Source organism: Inquilinus sp. Marseille-Q2685 (assembly GCF_916619195.1).
GTDB lineage: Bacteria > Pseudomonadota > Alphaproteobacteria > DSM-16000 > Inquilinaceae > Inquilinus.
The window spans coordinates 1,709,811-1,726,704 of record NZ_CAKAKL010000001.1 but is presented as its reverse complement, the minus strand read 5'-3'; the positions used below and the strand labels follow the sequence as shown (position 1 = coordinate 1,726,704).

Annotated in this window: 17 protein-coding genes; 12 read left to right on the top strand and 5 right to left on the bottom strand. The window is 69.3% G+C overall.

Annotated features, from left to right (window positions below; translation table 11 throughout):
• Positions 1-312 precede the first annotated feature (312 nt).
• From rpsM to rplQ, 4 genes are all read left to right on the top strand, one after another.
• Positions 313-681, top strand: a complete 369-nt coding sequence (gene rpsM / locus LG391_RS08210) for a 30S ribosomal protein S13 (protein WP_225767486.1) — start codon at positions 313-315, stop codon at positions 679-681.
• A gap of 18 nt (positions 682-699) precedes the next feature.
• Positions 700-1,104, top strand: coding sequence for a 30S ribosomal protein S11 (rpsK, locus tag LG391_RS08205; RefSeq protein WP_034844397.1), 405 nt, complete (start codon positions 700-702; stop codon positions 1,102-1,104).
• A 196-nt stretch (positions 1,105-1,300) separates the two neighbouring features.
• The gene (locus LG391_RS08200) at positions 1,301-2,323 is read left to right on the top strand and encodes a DNA-directed RNA polymerase subunit alpha (RefSeq protein ID WP_088152867.1); all 1,023 of its coding nucleotides are present in this window, start codon (positions 1,301-1,303) and stop codon (positions 2,321-2,323) included.
• 101 nt (positions 2,324-2,424) lie between these two features.
• Positions 2,425-2,865, top strand: coding sequence for a 50S ribosomal protein L17 (gene rplQ, locus LG391_RS08195; RefSeq protein ID WP_225767485.1), 441 nt, complete (start codon positions 2,425-2,427; stop codon positions 2,863-2,865).
• 64 nt (positions 2,866-2,929) lie between these two features.
• On the opposite strand, the gene LG391_RS08190 is transcribed toward rplQ, so the two are convergent.
• A complete protein-coding gene (locus LG391_RS08190) occupies positions 2,930-3,700 on the bottom strand; it encodes an SDR family NAD(P)-dependent oxidoreductase (RefSeq protein WP_225767484.1) in 771 nt (256 codons plus the stop codon).
• Between the two features lie 99 nt (positions 3,701-3,799).
• On the opposite strand from LG391_RS08190, the gene LG391_RS08185 reads away from it, so the two are divergent.
• Complete coding sequence (locus tag LG391_RS08185; RefSeq protein WP_225767483.1) at positions 3,800-4,690, top strand: LysR family transcriptional regulator; 891 nt, start codon at positions 3,800-3,802, stop codon at positions 4,688-4,690.
• A 43-nt stretch (positions 4,691-4,733) separates the two neighbouring features.
• Here LG391_RS08185 and LG391_RS08180 read toward each other — a convergent pair whose 3' ends face one another.
• Complete coding sequence (locus LG391_RS08180) at positions 4,734-5,285, bottom strand: DUF4142 domain-containing protein (RefSeq protein WP_225767482.1); 552 nt, start codon at positions 5,283-5,285, stop codon at positions 4,734-4,736.
• Positions 5,286-5,477: 192 nt separating this feature from the next.
• Between LG391_RS08180 and LG391_RS08175 the strand changes: the two genes are divergently transcribed.
• The gene (locus LG391_RS08175; protein WP_225767481.1) at positions 5,478-6,881 is read left to right on the top strand and encodes a Do family serine endopeptidase; all 1,404 of its coding nucleotides are present in this window, start codon (positions 5,478-5,480) and stop codon (positions 6,879-6,881) included.
• A 64-nt stretch (positions 6,882-6,945) separates the two neighbouring features.
• Positions 6,946-7,791, top strand: a complete 846-nt coding sequence (locus LG391_RS08170; RefSeq protein WP_225767480.1) for a hypothetical protein — start codon at positions 6,946-6,948, stop codon at positions 7,789-7,791.
• A gap of 21 nt (positions 7,792-7,812) precedes the next feature.
• Here LG391_RS08170 and LG391_RS08165 read toward each other — a convergent pair whose 3' ends face one another.
• Both LG391_RS08165 and LG391_RS08160 read right to left on the bottom strand, forming a co-directional pair.
• Positions 7,813-10,989, bottom strand: a complete 3,177-nt coding sequence (locus tag LG391_RS08165) for an efflux RND transporter permease subunit (RefSeq protein WP_225767479.1) — start codon at positions 10,987-10,989, stop codon at positions 7,813-7,815.
• 10 nt (positions 10,990-10,999) lie between these two features.
• Complete coding sequence (locus LG391_RS08160; protein ID WP_225767478.1) at positions 11,000-12,193, bottom strand: efflux RND transporter periplasmic adaptor subunit; 1,194 nt, start codon at positions 12,191-12,193, stop codon at positions 11,000-11,002.
• 229 nt (positions 12,194-12,422) lie between these two features.
• Between LG391_RS08160 and LG391_RS08155 the strand changes: the two genes are divergently transcribed.
• From LG391_RS08155 to LG391_RS08145, 3 genes are all read left to right on the top strand, one after another.
• Positions 12,423-13,745, top strand: coding sequence for a replication-associated recombination protein A (locus tag LG391_RS08155; RefSeq protein ID WP_225767477.1), 1,323 nt, complete (start codon positions 12,423-12,425; stop codon positions 13,743-13,745).
• A gap of 68 nt (positions 13,746-13,813) precedes the next feature.
• Positions 13,814-14,122 carry a BrnT family toxin gene (locus LG391_RS08150; protein WP_225767476.1) on the top strand — a complete coding sequence of 103 codons (309 nt, stop codon included), beginning with the start codon at positions 13,814-13,816 and terminating at the stop codon, positions 14,120-14,122.
• Complete coding sequence (locus LG391_RS08145; protein WP_304608419.1) at positions 14,112-14,375, top strand: BrnA antitoxin family protein; 264 nt, start codon at positions 14,112-14,114, stop codon at positions 14,373-14,375. The genes LG391_RS08150 and LG391_RS08145 overlap by 11 nt, the downstream gene beginning before the upstream one ends.
• Before the next feature lie 59 nt (positions 14,376-14,434).
• Here the strand turns inward: LG391_RS08145 and LG391_RS08140 are convergent, their stop codons facing one another.
• Positions 14,435-14,890 carry a glyoxalase/bleomycin resistance/extradiol dioxygenase family protein gene (locus tag LG391_RS08140; RefSeq protein WP_225767474.1) on the bottom strand — a complete coding sequence of 152 codons (456 nt, stop codon included), beginning with the start codon at positions 14,888-14,890 and terminating at the stop codon, positions 14,435-14,437.
• An 86-nt stretch (positions 14,891-14,976) separates the two neighbouring features.
• Between LG391_RS08140 and LG391_RS08135 the strand changes: the two genes are divergently transcribed.
• Entirely contained in the window at positions 14,977-15,831 is an 855-nt protein-coding gene (locus LG391_RS08135) for a TrmB family transcriptional regulator (RefSeq protein WP_225767473.1), read from the top strand.
• 110 nt (positions 15,832-15,941) lie between these two features.
• Entirely contained in the window at positions 15,942-16,865 is a 924-nt protein-coding gene (locus LG391_RS08130) for an aspartyl/asparaginyl beta-hydroxylase domain-containing protein (protein WP_225767472.1), read from the top strand.
• Positions 16,866-16,894: the final 29 nt, after the last annotated feature.

Below are 16,894 nucleotides of genomic sequence, written 5' to 3'. Positions count from 1 at the left end.
GGCGCTTCGGCCGTGCTCAAGAAAATGATCGCAATTGCGCAGGTGACAAGCCGAAGCGGTCCCGGTTATGGTTCGGCCGCTGTCGACCCTGGCCGGCGCGGATTCCGATTGCGAATCCCGGCGGTTGACTCTGTCCTGCCGATCACTATACTCCGCCCGCTTCGGAGCCGGAAGGCGACCGAAGCGCAAGGCGTTCGCGCGGCCGCTCCGGCCCGCGGGCAGACATGAACCAGCAGACCCGGCGATGCAGGCCAGGCCCCGGCGGGGCAGGGCAGCGGCGGCGCCGAAGGTGGCAACCGCAAGGAGAGCGACGTGGCACGTATTGCCGGCGTCAATATCCCGACCCAGAAGCGCGTCCTGATCGCGCTCACCTACATCCATGGGATCGGCCGTCACACCGCCCAGTCGATCATCGACAAGCTCGGCATCCCGGCCGACCGGCGCGTCAACGAGCTGACCGAAGACGAGATCCTGCGCATCCGCGAGACCATCGACAGCGACTACACGGTCGAAGGTGACCTGCGTCGCGAGATCGCGATGAACATCAAGCGCCTGATGGATCTCGGCTGCTACCGCGGCCTGCGTCACCGCAAGGGCCTGCCGGTCCGCGGCCAGCGCACCCACACCAACGCCCGCACCCGCAAGGGTCCGGCGAAGCCCATCGCGGGCAAGAAGAAGTAATCGGAAGGCGAGCGAACCATGGCCAAGCCAGCAGCTGCCGCCGCGAACGCCCGTCTGCGTCGTCGCGAGCGCAAGAACATCACCTCGGGCGTCGCCCACGTGAACTCGTCCTTCAACAACACGGTGATCACCATCACCGACGCCCAGGGCAACGCCATCGCTTGGTCGTCGGCCGGTGGCATGGGCTTCAAGGGCAGCCGCAAGTCGACTCCCTACGCCGCCCAGGTCGCCGCCGAGGATGCCGGCCGCAAGGCCCAGGAGCACGGCATGCGCGTGCTCGAGATCAACGTGAAGGGCCCCGGCTCCGGCCGCGAGAGCGCGCTGCGCGCCCTGCAGTCGATCGGCTTCCAGATCACCTCGATCCGCGACGTCACGCCGATCCCGCACAACGGCGTCCGCCCGCGCAAGAAGCGCCGCGTCTGAGGCCGGCCCGGCCCGCGCCGCCCCGTCCCCCACCGGGACAGGGGCGGCGCGGGCCGCCGCCTCTTTCGCAGCAGTACCGCCGGCCGATTCGGGACAGGACCACTGGCCACAGGGTCCACGGATGGGATCGGAAGGGGGCTTCGGCCCCCGTCGGCATTTCGGCCGTATCCGGCCTCTCGTGGCAGAACAGGATGATATGACAGTGCTTCAGCGCAACTGGCAGGAACTGATCAAGCCGAACGCTCTCGACGTCCAGCCGGGCGACGATTCGCAGCGCAAGGCGACCCTGGTCGCCGACCCGCTCGAGCGCGGCTTCGGCCTGACCCTCGGCAACGCCATCCGCCGCGTTCTGCTGTCCTCGCTGCAGGGCGCCGCGGTCACCGCGATCCACATCGACGGCGTGCTGCACGAATTCTCGTCGATCCCGGGCGTCCGCGAGGACGTCACCGACATCGTCCTCAACGTCAAGGCGCTGTCCCTGCGCATGCACGCCGAGGGCCCGAAGAAGATGCGGCTGAACGCCGAGGGCCCGAAGGTGGTCAAGGCCGGCGACATCGTCACCGGTCCGGACATCGAGATCATGGACCCCGAGCTGGTGCTGTGCACCCTCGACGACGGCGCCAAGCTGGCGATGGAGTTCACGGTCAATGTCGGCAAGGGCTACGTCCCGGCCAGCATGAACCGGCCGGAGGACGCGCCGATCGGCCTGATCCCGGTCGACGCCCTGTACAGCCCGATCCGCAAGGTCTCGTACAAGGTCGAGAACACCCGCGTCGGCCAGGTCACCGACTACGACAAGCTGTCGCTGACGATCGAGACCAACGGCGCGGTGACGCCGGAGGATTCGGTGGCGCTCGCCGCCCGCATCCTGCAGGACCAGCTGCAGCTGTTCATCAACTTCGAGGAGCCGTCGCGCGACCACCGCGAGGAGACCTCGGAGGACATGCCGTTCAACCGCAACCTGCTGCGGAAGGTGGACGAGCTCGAGCTGTCAGTGCGTTCGGCCAACTGCCTGAAGAACGACAACATCGTCTATATCGGCGACCTGGTGCAGAAGACCGAGGCGGAGATGCTCCGCACCCCGAACTTCGGCCGCAAGTCGCTGAACGAGATCAAGGAAGTGCTGTCGACCATGGGCCTCCATCTCGGCATGGAGATTCCGAACTGGCCGCCGGAGAACATCGAGGATCTCGCCAAGAAGCTCGAGGAGCCGTTCTGATCGGCTGACGAGTTGTACCCCGCCGTTCTTTCCCGATGAGGGGAGGCGGCGGGTCCCGCCATCGGACCCCCGCGGGGGCCAAGCCATGAGGAGAGATCGCCATGCGTCACGGAGTGACCGGACGTCGTTTCAGCCGCACCAGCAGCCACCGCAAGGCGATGTTCGCCAACATGGCGGCGGCGCTGATCACCCATGAGCAGATCAAGACCACCCTGCCGAAGGCGAAGGATCTGCGCCCGATCGTCGAGAAGCTGATCACCCTCGGCAAGAAGGGCGGTCTCGCCAATCGCCGCCTGGCCTATGCCCAGCTGCGCGACGACGAGGTGGTGGCGAAGCTGTTCTCGGTGATCGCCGAGCGCTACAAGACCCGCAGCGGCGGCTACTCCCGCGTGCTCAAGGCCGGCTTCCGCTACGGCGACGCCGCCCCGATGGCCGTGATCGAGCTGGTCGACCGCGACCGCGACGCCAAGGGCGCCGCCGACAAGGCGCGCGACGCCGAGCTGAAGGCCGCCGCGGCCGAGGCCGAGGGCGCCGAGGGCTGATCGGCCCCGCGACGGTGAACGGATCGAGGCCCGGCGCAAGCCGGGCCTTTTTCTTGGTGGCTGGTCAATGCCCGCGCTCGGCGCCGCCATTCACCTGGATCACCTGGGCGGTGACGTGCGAGGCGCCGGGCGAGGCCAGCCAGGCCACGGCGTCGGCGATGTCGGCCGGCACCCCGGCGCGGCGGGTCGAGGTCTCGGCGATCAGGGCGGCCTGGCGCTCGGCCGACAGCCGGTCGGCGAAGAACCCGGTGTCGCGGATATAGCCGGGCGCGACGATGTTGACGGTGATGCCGCGCGGGCCGAGGGCGACGGCCAGGTCGTAGCCGTAGGGATGCAGCGCGGCCTTGGCGGCGCCGTAGCAGCCGGCGCCGGATCCGCGATAGGCGGCGATCGAGCCGATCAGCACCACCCGGCCGCCCGGCGCCCGCAGCCGGTCGCGCAGCCCCTCGGTCAGCAGGACCGCGGACAGCACATTGCCGGCGAAGTTGTCGGTCCAGCGCCGCGCCACCCCGGCCAGGCCGTCGTCGTAATGGCCCGGCGGCGCCTGCAGGATGGCGTTGCCGCCGGCTGCATGGACCAGAACGTCGACCGCGAGGAAGCGCTCGCCGATCTCCCGGCACAGCGCCTCGACCCGGTCCGGCTGCGACAGGTCGCCCGCCAGCGGCAGCACCGGCGGCGCGGCCGGATGCTCCCGCCCGATCGCCTCGACCGCCGCCTGCAGCACGCCGGCGCGGCGGCCGAGGATCACGACCTGCTCACCCTGCCCGGCGAAGTGCCCGGCGACCGCCAAGCCGATGCCCGTGCCGCCGCCGCTGACCACCACCACTCGTGTCATCGATCCGTTCTCCCGTTGCGACGAGCGGACGATGGGACGGTGTCTCGCATACTTCAAATATGAGATCGTGAGCGTCTGATATCTGGAGAGTATCAGCCGATGATCGAACTTCGCCTCCTGCGCCAGTTCATCGCCGTGGCCGAGGAGCGGCATGTCCGCCGGGCGGCGGAACGCCTGGGCATGGCGCAGCCGCCGCTCAGCACCGCGATGCGGCGGCTGGAGGACGTGATCGGCGCGGATCTCTTCGACCGCAGCCGTCGCCGATTGGCGCTGACCCCGGCCGGCACGGCGCTGCTGGAGGAGGCGCGCCGCACCCTGGCCCAGGCCGATTATGCTGTGGCGGTGGCGCGCCAGGCGGGGCAGGGGCTGACCGGCCTGTTGCGCGTCACCTTCGTCGGCAGCGCCATGTTCGAGCGCCTGCCGCCGGTGCTGAAGGCGCTGCGGCAGCGTCATCCCGGCCTGGCGCTGGACCTGCGCGAGGCGACGACGATGCGGCAGCTGGACGATCTGCGCGGCGGCCGCTGCGATCTCGGCTTCGTCATCCCGCCGCTGCCCGACAGCGAGGGGCTGGACCAGCGCCCGGCCTGGGCCGAGCCGATGGTCGCCGTGGTGCCGGCCGACCATCGGCTGGCGGGTGCCGGCCGGATCAGTCTCTCCGACCTCGCCGCCGAGTCCTTCGTCATGTTTCCGCAGGGCGAAGGGCCGGGCTTCCACGCCGCGATCCTGGAGGCCTGCGCCGCCGCTGGCTTCGTGCCGCACGTCGCCCAGTCGGCGCATCAGATGCACGCCATCGTCTCGCTGGTCGCGGCCGGATTCGGCGTGTCGCTGGTGCCGGCGTCGCTGCGCCGGCTGCGGCCGCATGGCGTGCGCTACCTGTCCCTCGCCGGCCGCGCTCCCCAGGCGCGGATAGCCGTCGCCTGGCGCCGCGGCGACCGGTCGCCGGCCCTGCTGCAGGTGCTGGCGCTGCTGCGGGAGGTCACGGAACCGTAGTCCGGGCGACATGGATCGATCTTTGGCGTCCCGGAACGGCCGCTCAGCGGAGATCGACCAGGATGGTCAGCGCTTCTTCGAGATGGCGCTGGACCATCGGGCTCAGCTCGGACGCCAGCACCTTCAGCTCGGGATCGCCGCCGGAGGCGCGGTAGCTCTGCTGCAGCTCCAGGGCCTTCTGATGCCCGTCGATCTGGCCGTGCATGTAGAGGCGGTCGAAGTCCGGGCGCGCGGCCGAACTCAGCGCGGCCAGACCCTCCCGGCGCTCCGGGTCGAGCGTGGTCGGCGGCTGCAGGGCCGGGTTCGACGCCGCCGCGGCGCGGCGGATCCTGGCATTGGCCACGATGTGGTCCCGGACCATCATCCGGGCGAAGCGCCTGACATCCGCGCTGCGGGCCCGAGAGGCCGCGACCCGGCTGGACTCGACCTCGAACAGGCCGCTCATGCCTGTGCTCCGGACATAGTCGGCCGGATCGATCTGCGGCGCCGCGGCCGGCGCCGGCATCGCCGCGGGCTCGCTCTCGCCGTTGCTGCAGGCCCCGAACAGAATCGAACCGCCGATCGCCACGATGGACAGCGCAAGGGCGGTCCTCATGACCAATCTCCCTGGCTGGGGCGGGACTGCCATGGCAACGAGATCAGGACGGCCGCCGTTCCGGACCGCCATCGGCCCATGTCCGGGACGGCGCCGCCGTTCGAGCCCTGCCTCCCTCCGCGGCATGCCGGCCCATGGACGCGGGCGGAGGCCTCGGCTAGACCCACGCCCGTGACGGCGGATGGAGGAAGGATGTTCCGTTTCGCAGGCGCCGCGGCCGCGGCGCTGCTCCTGCTGGCCGGGCCGGCCGTGGCGGAGCCGGTGGTGCCGACCAGCCGGGCCGAGATCGACCTCAGCTTCGCGCCGCTGGTGCGCAGCGCGGCGCCGGCCGTGGTCAACATCTATGCCCGCCACATGGTGGTCGAGCGGCAGAACCCGCTGTTCGACGACCCGTTCTTCCGCCGCTTCTTCGGCGACGACCTGCCGGGCGGCCGGCCGCGGCAGCGGGTGGAGAATTCGCTCGGCTCCGGCGTGCTGGTGGCGGCGGACGGGCTGGTGGTGACCAACCACCATGTGATCAAGGACGCCGACCAGATCACCGTGGTGCTGGCCGACCGAACGGAATACGAGGCCGAGCTGGTGCTGTCGGACGAACGCACCGACCTCGCCTTCCTCAAGCTCAAGGACCTCGCCGGCCGGTCGGTGCCGTCACTGCCGCTCGGCGACAGCGACGCGCTCGAGGTCGGCGACCTGGTGCTGGCGATCGGCAACCCCTTCGGCGTCGGCCAGACCGTGACCATGGGCATCGTCTCCGCCATCGCCCGCACCGCGGTCGGCATCTCCGATTACGACTTCTTCATCCAGACCGACGCGGCAGTGAACCCGGGCAATTCCGGCGGCGCCCTGATCGACATGAAGGGCCGGCTGGTCGGCATCAACACGGCGATCTACAGCCGCACCGGCGGCTCGCTCGGCATCGGCTTCGCCATCCCGGCCAACATGCTGCGCAGCATGATGCGGGCGGCGGAGACCGGGGAGCCGGTGGTGCGGCCCTGGCTCGGCGCCGACGGCCAGGCGATCGACCGCAGCCTGGCCGAGGCCTACGGGCTGGACCGGCCGGCCGGCGTGCTGGTGAACGGCGTCGCCGCGGGCGGGCCGGCGGCGCGGGCCGGCCTCAAGGTCGGCGACGTGGTCACCGCGGTCGACGGCCATGCGGTCGACGACCCGGAATCGCTGCGCTTCCGCCTGGCCACGCTCGATCTCGGCGCCACCGCCAGGCTGACGGTGCGGCGCGGCCAGGACACGGCCGAGCTGTCCCTGCCGGTCGAGGCGCCACCGGAGGACCCGCCGCGCGACGAGCGTGTGCTCGGCGGCCGCTCGCCCCTGGCCGGCGCCACCGTGGTCAACGTCTCGCCGGCGGTGGTCGAGGAGATGCGGCTCGCCAATGCCGGCAAGGGCGTGGTGGTGACCGCGGTCGCCGCCCGCAGCCCGGCGGCGCGGCTGGGGCTGCAGCCGGGCGACGTGCTGCTGCGGCTGGACGACGAGGCGGTCGAGAGCACCGAGGCGCTGGACGCGGCGCTGCGCGGCTCCCGCGGCCCCTGGCGCATCGCCGTCCAGCGCGGGGGGCAGGTGCTGGAGACCGTGATCGGGCGGTAGGTCGGTTGCCTCTCAGCCCCCCGGCTGAAATGATCCGCCCCGATTCGTGGGAAGGGGATGGACGATGGCGGCACTTTCGAGCGGCGATCTGCTGCGGCGTTCCGTAGGCTGGAGCCTGGGGCATGCCGGTGTGCTGGTGCGACTGTCCGCGCCGGCCATCGCCTTCGCGCTGATCCTGCGCTTCGCCATCAACTGGCTGTGGGGCGACGAGGTCGCGGCGATGTTCGCGGACGAGGTGCCTTCCGGCACCGCCGCGCTCGCCATGCTGCTGTCGATGCTGGTGCTGTTGTTCGCCATCGCGCTGATCGCGGTCAGCTGGCACCGCTACGTGCTGCGCGGCGAGCTGGCGCCGTTCCCGGCCGACGCCGGGACGGTCCGCTTCGCCCTGTACCAGATCTGGCTCGGCATCCTCGGCATGTTCACGGCCGTGGCCGGGCTGTTCGTGCTGTCGATCCTGTTCGGCCTGGTCGGCGGGCCGTCGGTGCTGCGCGCCGTGGCCGATGGCGGCGCGTCGGGCGGCATGCTGGGGATCCTGACGATCTCGGGCCTGATCACGATCCTGTCGACCGTGCCCTTCGCCTTCTACGGGCTGGTCCTGCCCGCCATCGCGATCGGCGACCGGGGGCTGACCGCGGCCGAGAGCAGCCGGCTGCTGCGCGGCCGGCGGCTGGCGGTGCTGGGGGCGCTGGTCATCGCCCTCTTGGGGTTCTTCCTGGTCGCCATCGGCCTCGGTCTGGTGCTGGACGCGATCCTGCCGGAGGAGCAGGGCTTCGGCCTCGTGACCCTGGTGATCGACCTGGCGTCTCTGGCGCTGACCGCGGTCGAGGTCAGCGTCTTCGCCGGAATCCTATCCGAGCTGTATCGGGACCTGCGGCTGCCGGAGCTGGCGCGGGGCGGCGCTCCCGAGTAGGCCTCGGGGGCGCCGCCGCGGTCACTCCGCCGGGCCGCCCTCCGGCTTCGGCACCGGCTTGCGCCGGGAGACCACCGTGCCGAGCCAGCGGCAGACCACGTAGAACAGCGGCGTGAACAGCAGGCCGAACACGGTCACGCCGATCATGCCAAAGAACACCGCGGTGCCCAGCGACTGCCGCATCTCGTAGCCGGCGCCCGACGCGATCACCAGCGGCACCACGCCGAAGATGAAGGCGAAGGACGTCATCAGGATCGGCCGCAGCCGGGTGCGGGCGGCCGAGACCGCGGCGTCCTGCCGGCTTTCGCCATGCTCCTCCGCCTGGCGGGCGAACTCCACGATCAGGATCGCGTTCTTCGCTGCCAGGCCGATCAGCACGACGAAGCCGATCTGCGCCAGGATGTTGACGTCCATGCCCCTGAGCAGCAGGCCGGTGACGGCCGCCAGCAGGCACATCGGCACGATCAGGATGACCGATAGCGGCAGGGTCCAGCTTTCGTACTGCGCTGCCAGCAGCAGGAAGACGAACACCACCGAGGCGACGAACACCAGCATGCCGGTGTTGCCGGCCAGCTTCTCCTGCAGCGCCAGCTCGGTCCATTCGAAGCCGAAGCCCTGCGGCAGGGTCTCGGTGGCGATCTGCTCCATCGCCGCCAGGGCGTAGCCGGTGGAATAGCCCGGCAGGGTCGCCCCCTGCACCTCGGCCGCCGGGTACAGGTTGAAGCGCGGCACGCGGTACGGGCCGGTCCGATCGTGGAAGCTGGCCACGGCGGAGAGCGGCACCATCCCGCCGCTGTCGCTGCGGGTCTTGTAGTTGCCGATGTCGCGCAGGTTCTGCCGGAACTTGCCGTCCGCCTGGGCGGTCAGGCGGAAGGTGCGGCCGAGATAGTTGAAGTCGTTGACATAGGTCGAGCCGAGATAGACCTCGAGCGTCTCGAACACCCGGTCGGCCGGCACGCCCAGCATCTCCGCCTTCACCCGGTCGATGTCGGCGTAGAGCTTCGGCGTGCGGGTGTTGAACAGCGAGAACACGCCGGCCAGACCCGGGGTCTGGTTCGCCCGGCCCACGATCTCCTGGGTCGCGGCGTCCAGCGCCGGCAGGCCGCGGCCGGTCTTGTCCTCGATCATCATCTTGAAGCCGCCGCCGGTGCCGATGCCGCGCACGGGCGGGGGCTGGATGGTGATGATGAACGCGTCCTGGATGCCGGCCAGCTTCTGGTTCAGCGCCTGCTGCAGGTGCGTCACGTCCTGCCCCTTGGCGTCGCGCTCGGCGAAGGGCGCGAAGGTGGAGAAGATCGCGCCGGCGTTCGAGGCGTTGGTGAAGGTGGCGCCGTCGAAGCCGGAGAAGGGCACGACATGGATGATGCCGGGCACCTGCAGGATCTCCTTGGCGGCCTCCCTCACCACCGCGTCGGTGCGGGCGAGGGACGAGCCGGGGGGCAGCTGGATCACGGTGATCAGGTAGCCCTGGTCCTGCTGCGGGATGAAGCCGGTCGGCGCCCGGCCGAACTGCAGCCCGGTCAAGCCGATCAGCCCGACATAGAGCACCAGCATGACCACGGCGAAGCGCAGGATCCGGCGGGTCAGCCCGCCATAGCCCAGGGACAGCTTGTCGAAGGCCCAGTTGAAGCCCCGGAAGAAGGACTGGACCGGCCGGAACAGCACGAAGGTCTTCTTCTCGTGGTGCTCCTGGTGCGGCTTCAAAAGGATGGCGCAGAGCGCCGGGCTCAGGGTCAGCGACACGAAGGCCGAGATCACCGTCGCCGCGGCGATGGTGACCGCGAACTGGCGGAAGAACTGGCCGGAGATGCCGGTGATCATGGCCGCCGGGATGAACACGGCGCACAGCACCAGGGCGATGGCGATCAGCGCGCCGCCGACCTCGTCCATGGTCAGATGCGCCGCCTCCTTCGGCGACCGGCCCTCGCGCAGGTGCCGCTCGACGTTCTCGACCACCACGATGGCGTCATCGACGACGATGCCGATGGCCAGCACCAGGCCGAACAGCGACAGGTTGTTCAGCGAGTAGCCCAGCGCCGCCATCACCATGAAGGTGCCGATCAGCGAGATCGGGATGGCGACGACGGGGATGATCGCCGCGCGCCAGGTCTGCAGGAACAGGATGACGACGATGACGACCAGGACAACCGCTTCCCAGATCGTCTTCTCGACCTCATGCACCGATTCGGCGATGAACTCGGTCGGGTTGTAGATGATGTTGTACTGCAGGCCTGGCGGGAAGCTCTTGGACAGTTCCGCCATGGTCTCGATCAGGCGGTCGGCGGTCTCCAGCGCGTTCGATCCCGGCCGCTGGAACACCAGGAGCGGCACCGCCGGCCGTTCGTCGAGATAGCCGTTGGCGGTGTAGTCCTGGGCGGCCAGCTCGACCGTGGCGATGTCGCGCACGCGGGTGACGCGGCCGTCGTTGTCGGTCTTGACCACGATGTTGCCGAACTGGCGCGGGTCGGCCAGCCGGCCCAGCGTCTCGACATTGAGCTGATAGGCGCCCTGCTGCGGCACCGGCGGCTGGTTCAGCACGCCCGAGGCGACCTGGACGTTCTGCGAGCGCAGCGCCGCGATCACCTCGCCCGCGGTCAGGTTGCGCGAGGCCACCTTGTCGGGGTCGAGCCAGACCCGCATGGCGTAGTCGCGGGCGCCGAAGATGCGCACGTCGCCGACGCCGTCGAGGCGGGCCAGCACGTCGCGCACCTGCAGCGTCGCGTAGTTGGAGATGTAGAGCGGGTCGCGCGATCCGTCCGAGGAGCTGAGATGGATCACCATCAGCATGTCGGGCGAGGATTTGCGCACGGTGACGCCGATCTGACGCACCTCCTCCGGCAGCCGCGGCTCGGCCACGGCGACGCGGTTCTGCACCAGCACCTGGGCGATGTCGAGATCGGTGCCGAGACCGAAGGTGACCTGGATCACCAGCTGGCCGTCGCCGGTCGCCTGCGACTGCATGTACAGCATGTTCTCGACGCCGTTGATCTCCTGCTCGATCGGCGTCGCCACCGTGTTGGAGACCACCTCGGCCGAGGCGCCGGGATAGGAGGTGCGGATCTCGATGGTCGGCGGCGCGATCTCGGGATACTGCGCCACCGGCAGGGTGAAATAGGCGGCCGCGCCGAGCAGCACGACCAGGATCGACAGCACCGTCGCGAAGATCGGGCGGTCGATGCAGAAATGGGAGAAGCGCATCGGACCGTCCTCAGTTGGCCTCGTATTCCGGCTGCGGCTCGATGGTGCCGGGCTGCGCCGTCACCTTGGCCCCCGGACGCGCCCGGACCAGGCCGTTGATGATGACCTTCTCCTGCCCGGTCAGGCCTTCGCGCACGATGCGCAGGCCGCCCGGCTGGGTCGGGCCCGGCCGGATGATCTTCGGCTCCACCGTGCCGTCATCCTTGACCGTCATCACGATCCGGTTCGACTGGTCGGTCAGGATCGCGCTGTCGGGGATCAGGATGGCGTCGTATTCGTTCGAGCCGGGCAGCCGCAGCCGGCCGAACTGGCCGGGGGTGATGAACAGGTCCTTGTTCTGCAGGATGGCGCGGGCGCGGATGGTGCCGGAGCCGGGGTCGATCTGGTTGTCGACGAAGTTCATGGTGCCGGCATGCGGCCACTCCTGCTCGTCCGGCAGCCGGGTCTGGATGATCGTCTCGTTGTCCCGGGTCGACGGCAGCAGGCCGCGGGCGACGGCGCGCTGATAGGCGAGGTAGTCCGCCTCGCTCATGTCGAACTCGAAATAGATCGGATCGAGCGCCACGATGGTGGTCAGGAGCGTCGCGTTCGGGTCGCCGGTCACCAGGTTGCCGATGTCGACCCGGCGGTTGGAGACGCGGCCGGCCATCGGAGCCCGGACCTGGGTGAAGTCGAGGTTCAGCTGCGCCGACTGCAGCGCCGCGGTGGTCTGCTGCACCTGGGCCTCGGCCGCGCGGCGCTCCTGCACCGCCTGGTCGTAGGCCGAACGCGAGACGTTGGACTGGGCGACCAGAGACTGGGCCCGGTCGAGCTGGACCTTGGCGAGGTCGAGCCGGGCCTGGGCGCTGTTCAGGTCGGCCTTGGCCGAATCCACCGCCGCCTGGTAGGGCCGGGGATCGATCACGAACAGCACGTCGCCCTGCTTGACCATGGCGCCGTCGGCGAAGTTGATCGACTGCAGGTAGCCGGAGACGCGGGCCCGCACCTCGACCGTCGCCGTCGCCTCGTAGCGGCCGGTGAACTCGTCCCATTCGGTGATGCGCTTGACCAGCGGCGAGGCCACCGTGACCGGCGGAGGCGGCGGCGCCGACTGGCCCTCCGTGCTGCTCGATTCGTTGCAGGCGGCCAGGAAGGCCACCGTTCCCAATGCGGCCAGGGTGCCAAGCACCCTTCCTGGCCGCGTCTGCAGGCGCCCGGTCATCATGTCTCGCACTCCGAAGGAGGTCCCCTGCCGAGAGGGTCATCTCTGCATAGGGGGTTGTCAATGCATCGGGGTTAGGGGGTGAGAGTCGTTCGCCTTTTGCACTGCAAAAGTTCCGGGCGAAGTGACCGTGATCACATCGGGGCGAAAGCGTGGCGGGATTGCGGCGCCGGCTCCTCGTGGAAGCTCGCTGTTGCGCCGCCGCGGCCGCTGGTCGACGATGCGCCCCATCATGGCTCGTTCACCCAGACCCGACGATACCCCATCGCTCTTCGCCGACCAGGCGCCGCGGCCCCTGGCCGACCGGCTGCGGCCGCGCAGCATCGCCGAGGTGGTGGGCCAGGACCATCTGCTGAAGCCGGACGGGCCGATCGGCCGGATGGTGGCGGCGCACCGCATCGCCAGCATGATCCTGTGGGGGCCGCCCGGCTGCGGCAAGACCACCCTGGCCCGCCTTCTGGCCGAGCACACCGACCTGCATTTCGAGCCGCTGTCGGCGATCTTCTCCGGCGTCGCCGACCTGCGGAAGGTGTTCGACGCCGCCCGCGGCCGGCGTGCGGCGGGGCAGGGCACACTGCTGTTCGTCGACGAGGTGCACCGCTTCAACCGCAGCCAGCAGGACGCCTTCCTGCCGGTGGTCGAGGACGGCACCATCACCCTGATCGGCGCCACCACCGAGAACCCGTCCTTCGAGCTGAACGCGGCCCTCTTGTCACGCTGCCAGGTCTTCGTCCTCAACCGCCTGGACTTCAGCGCGCTGGAGGAGCTGCTGCAGCGGGCCGAGGCGACCGAGGGCCGGCCGCTGCCGCTGACGCCGGAGGCGCGCGACGCGGTCAAGGCCATGGCCGACGGCGATGGCCGCTATCTCCTGAACCTGGCGGAGGAGCTGTTCGCACTCAAGGTGGCGGCGCCGCTCGACGCCGCCGCGCTGGCCCAGGCGGTGCAGCGCCGGGCGCCGGTCTACGACAAGGCGCAGGAGAGCCACTACAACCTGATCTCGGCGCTGCACAAATCGCTGCGCGGCAGCGACGTCGATGCCGGGCTCTACTGGTTCGCGCGGATGCTGGCGGGCGGCGAGGACCCGCTCTACGTCGTGCGCCGGCTGGTGCGCTTCGCGGTCGAGGATATCGGCATGGCCGACCCGCAGGCGCTGACCCAGTCGCTGGCGGCCTGGGACGCCTATGAGCGGCTGGGCAGCCCGGAGGGAGAGCTGGCGATCGCCCAGGCGGTGATCTACCTGGCCACGGCGCCGAAATCGAACGCCGCCTACACCGCCTTCAAGTCCAGTGCCCGGGCGGCGAAGGAGACGGGCAGCCTGATGCCGCCGATGCACATCCTGAACGCCCCGACCCGGCTGATGAAGGAGATCGGCTACGGCAAGGGCTACGCCTACGACCACGACACCGAGGAAGGCTTCTCCGGCCAGAACTACTTCCCGCCGGACATGGACCGGCAGGAGTTCTACCGCCCGGTGGAGCGCGGCTTCGAGCGCGAGATCCGCAAGCGGCTCGACTACTGGGCCAAGCTGCGGGGGCAGAGAAGCGAGGAGTCGTAGGTGGTGGATTGATCGAACTTGAATCGGCCGATTGTTGTAACTACATTTGTGTAGCTACGGAGCGGGCTGTGGGTTGGAGATGGGATCCTCGCAAGGCCGCCCTGAACCGAAAGAACCACGGGGTTTCCTTCGAGCTGGCCATGCGGGTCTTTGGTGATCCCTTTCAGCTGTCGATCCTCGACCCGCATCCGGACGAGGAACGCTGGCGGACGATCGGAAAGCCCAGCCACGAGAGCGGAGTCGTCCTGTTCGTGGTCCACACGATCGATGATGAAGATCAGGTCGAGCTGTCGGGCCGGATCATCAGTGCCAGAGTGGCCGAACCGCATGAGAGAAGGGCTTATGAGGAAGGGAAATTCCCAACCATTGACCGATGAGCTGAAGGCAGAGCTGAAGGCGCTGGAGGCGATGCCGGACGACCGGATCGACACCTCCGATGCCCCGGCGGTGACCGACTGGACAGGGGCCCAGCGAGGACGATTCTATCGCCCCACAAAACACCAGCTTACGCTTCGCCTCGACGCGGATGTGGTCTCCTGGTTCAAGGACGCAGGCGATGGCTATCAGACGCGGATCAACCAGGTGCTGCGCGACTATGCCGAGCGGCGCGGGCTGCAACGCGTAAAATAGGGCTCTGCAACCGGCCTCGAAAGGAGGCGGAGGAGTAGCCGCTCCTCCGCCCTGCCGTCTTACACCATCGTCACGCCCGGCGGCGGTTCGGGCGCGCCGACGGTCTGGCAGAACCACAGCGAATAGCCATAGGGATCCTTCACCGCGAAGGTCCTATCGCCCCACCACTGCGTCGTCAGCGCCTCGGTCACCGCCACGCCGCGCGACCGCACCTCGTCGTGGAAGCCGTCGACATCCTTGACGTAGAAGTAGATGTCGAGCGGCCGGGCCCCGCCCTGGCCGCGGGCGATGCCGGCGCCGGGCGATTGCGGCCGGCCCATCATCACCATGATGCCGTCGCGCCGGACGATGCCGAAGTCGAACTTCCCGTCCTTGCCGACGATGCCCATCATGTGGCCGAAGCCGAGCTTCTCCAGATAGAAGTCGCGCAGCGTCTCCACCTCCTCGACCCAGAAGCTGGGGATCACCTGGGCCGGGGCCTCCGGATACGCCAGGTGGCTCAGATCCTCGCTCATGTCGTCCTCCCCGATGAGTGGCTGATGGGGGGATTGTCCGCGGCCGCCTGCTCGCTTTCATCTACTTTCTGGAGTAGAAAGCGATCATGCGATGGCAGGACCTGGCGCTGCTCGACGAGGCCGGCTTCTCGCTCTACGAGAAGCGGGCGCTGGTGGCGCTGGGGATTCTCGGCGTGTCGGACGCGGCCGGGCTGTGCCGCGAGGGCGACATCCCGACCTCGAAGATCTACCTGGCGATGGAGAAGCTGGCCCGGCTGGGCCTGTGCGAGATCCAGCACAGCCGGCCCAAGCTCTATGCCGCGCTGCCGCCGGACGCGGTGGTCGACCGGCTGGTCGAGTTGGCGCGCGAGCGGGCCGAGAGCTTCGCCGCCCAGGCCGACCAGCTGCGCGCCACCCTGCGCGACCTGCCCGGGCGGCTGCGCGGCGGCCGCGGCGTGGTCGACCTGGCGCTGGGCACCGAGAGCCATGTGAAGCGCCATCTCGCCCGTCTCGCCGGGGCCCGCCGGCGGGTGCTGTCCTATCTCGAGGAGGGCGACCTCTCGGCGATCGACCGCCAGGCCGAGTCCGGCTTCGACGTGCTGAAGCGCCTCGGCCGCGCCGCCTCCGGCCGCGGGCTGGACCACCGGGCGATCTTCGGCTTCTCCGACCGCACGGCGCCGCGGCTGCTGGCCTTCCTGCGGCGCCATGGCGGCTCGCTCGGCCACCTGTCGGGGCTGCGGTATTCGGGCGAGCTGGGCCACCCGTTCCATGTGCTGGACGACGAGACGGTGATCCTGTCGCTCGACCATCCCTTCGTGCCGGAGGGGCGCTTCGCCTCGCTCCTGGTGCATGACCGCGACCTGGCGGCAAGCCTGACCCAGGGTTTCGAGACGTTATGGCAGAAGGCGCTGCAGGATCTGCGCGAGATCCGGTTCATGCCCAGGCAGCCAGGGCCTTCCTGAGCCCTGCGGCGCCCTGGTCCTATCGGCGAAGCGGCGGGGATGGTATAGAGCGTGCGAATTGGTCGCAAACCCGGTCCCGTCGCCCGGGTCCGGTTGGAGGTATGGCCCAGATGCTGGCCACAGTGTTCGCCCCGAAGTTCCTGATCGTCTACGCCTATATCGCCTCGGCGCTGTGGGTGCATTTCCGCGGCCAGGTGCGGCACCGCTTCACCCGCCAGCTGACCGACCATTCGACCTTCTTCGCGCCGATCAACTGCTTCATGTACCTGTTCTCGCGGGTGCCGAGCACGCCCTATCACGACCCGCGCAGCTTCCCGGAGCTGCAGGCGCTGAAGGACAACTGGCATGTGCTGCGCGAAGAGGCGTTGCGGCTGCAGGAGGAGGGCGACATCAAGGGCTCCGACAAGCTCGACGATGTCGGCTTCAACTCCTTCTTCCGGCGCGGCTGGAAGCGCTATTACCTGAAGTGGTACGGCGACCCGCTGCCCTCGGCCGCGGCGCAGTGCCCGCACTCGGTGGCGCTGGTGCAGAGCATCCCGAGCCTGAAGGCGGCGATGTTCACCTCGCTGCCGCCGGGCGGCAAGCTGGTGGCGCATCGCGACCCCTATGCCGGTTCGCTGCGCTATCATCTCGGCCTGGTCACGCCGAACGACGACCGCTGCCGCATCGTGGTCGACGGCAAGTCCTACAGCTGGCGCGACGGCGAGGACGTGGTCTTCGACGAGACCTTCATCCACTACGCCGAGAACTTCTCCGACGAGAACCGGGTGATCCTGTTCTGCGACGTCGAGCGGCCGATGCGGTTCCGCTGGGCGCTGGCGGTGAACCGCTTCTTCGCCAAATACCTGATCCAGGCCGGCGCCACCCGCAATGCCGACGGCGACAAGGTCTCCTGGGTCAACCGGGCGTTCAGCTACGTCTATCCGGTGCGGGCCTTCTTCAAGAAGGTGAAGAAGAAGAACCGCAAGCTGTACTACGCAATCAAATACGCCTTCTTCGGTGGCCTCCTGGCGGCGTTCCTCGCTCTCGCCTGACTTCGGCCATGCCGCCATGCCAGGGTCGC

What these genes read in the sequence shown, in the direction of transcription:
- rpsK (WP_034844397.1), top strand. Translation starts at nt 700, where the DNA reads ATGGCCAAGCCAGCAGCTGCCGCCGCGAACGCCCGTCTGCGTCGTCGC.
- LG391_RS08200 (WP_088152867.1), top strand. Translation starts at nt 1,301, where the DNA reads ATGACAGTGCTTCAGCGCAACTGGCAGGAACTGATCAAGCCGAACGCT.
- rplQ (WP_225767485.1), top strand. Translation starts at nt 2,425, where the DNA reads ATGCGTCACGGAGTGACCGGACGTCGTTTCAGCCGCACCAGCAGCCAC.
- LG391_RS08190 (WP_225767484.1), bottom strand. Translation starts at nt 3,700, where the DNA reads ATGACACGAGTGGTGGTGGTCAGCGGCGGCGGCACGGGCATCGGCTTG.
- LG391_RS08185 (WP_225767483.1), top strand. Translation starts at nt 3,800, where the DNA reads ATGATCGAACTTCGCCTCCTGCGCCAGTTCATCGCCGTGGCCGAGGAG.
- LG391_RS08180 (WP_225767482.1), bottom strand. Translation starts at nt 5,285, where the DNA reads ATGAGGACCGCCCTTGCGCTGTCCATCGTGGCGATCGGCGGTTCGATT.
- LG391_RS08175 (WP_225767481.1), top strand. Translation starts at nt 5,478, where the DNA reads ATGTTCCGTTTCGCAGGCGCCGCGGCCGCGGCGCTGCTCCTGCTGGCC.
- LG391_RS08170 (WP_225767480.1), top strand. Translation starts at nt 6,946, where the DNA reads ATGGCGGCACTTTCGAGCGGCGATCTGCTGCGGCGTTCCGTAGGCTGG.
- LG391_RS08165 (WP_225767479.1), bottom strand. Translation starts at nt 10,989, where the DNA reads ATGCGCTTCTCCCATTTCTGCATCGACCGCCCGATCTTCGCGACGGTG.
- LG391_RS08160 (WP_225767478.1), bottom strand. Translation starts at nt 12,193, where the DNA reads ATGATGACCGGGCGCCTGCAGACGCGGCCAGGAAGGGTGCTTGGCACC.
- LG391_RS08155 (WP_225767477.1), top strand. Translation starts at nt 12,423, where the DNA reads ATGGCTCGTTCACCCAGACCCGACGATACCCCATCGCTCTTCGCCGAC.
- LG391_RS08140 (WP_225767474.1), bottom strand. Translation starts at nt 14,890, where the DNA reads ATGAGCGAGGATCTGAGCCACCTGGCGTATCCGGAGGCCCCGGCCCAG.
- LG391_RS08135 (WP_225767473.1), top strand. Translation starts at nt 14,977, where the DNA reads ATGCGATGGCAGGACCTGGCGCTGCTCGACGAGGCCGGCTTCTCGCTC.
- LG391_RS08130 (WP_225767472.1), top strand. Translation starts at nt 15,942, where the DNA reads ATGCTGGCCACAGTGTTCGCCCCGAAGTTCCTGATCGTCTACGCCTAT.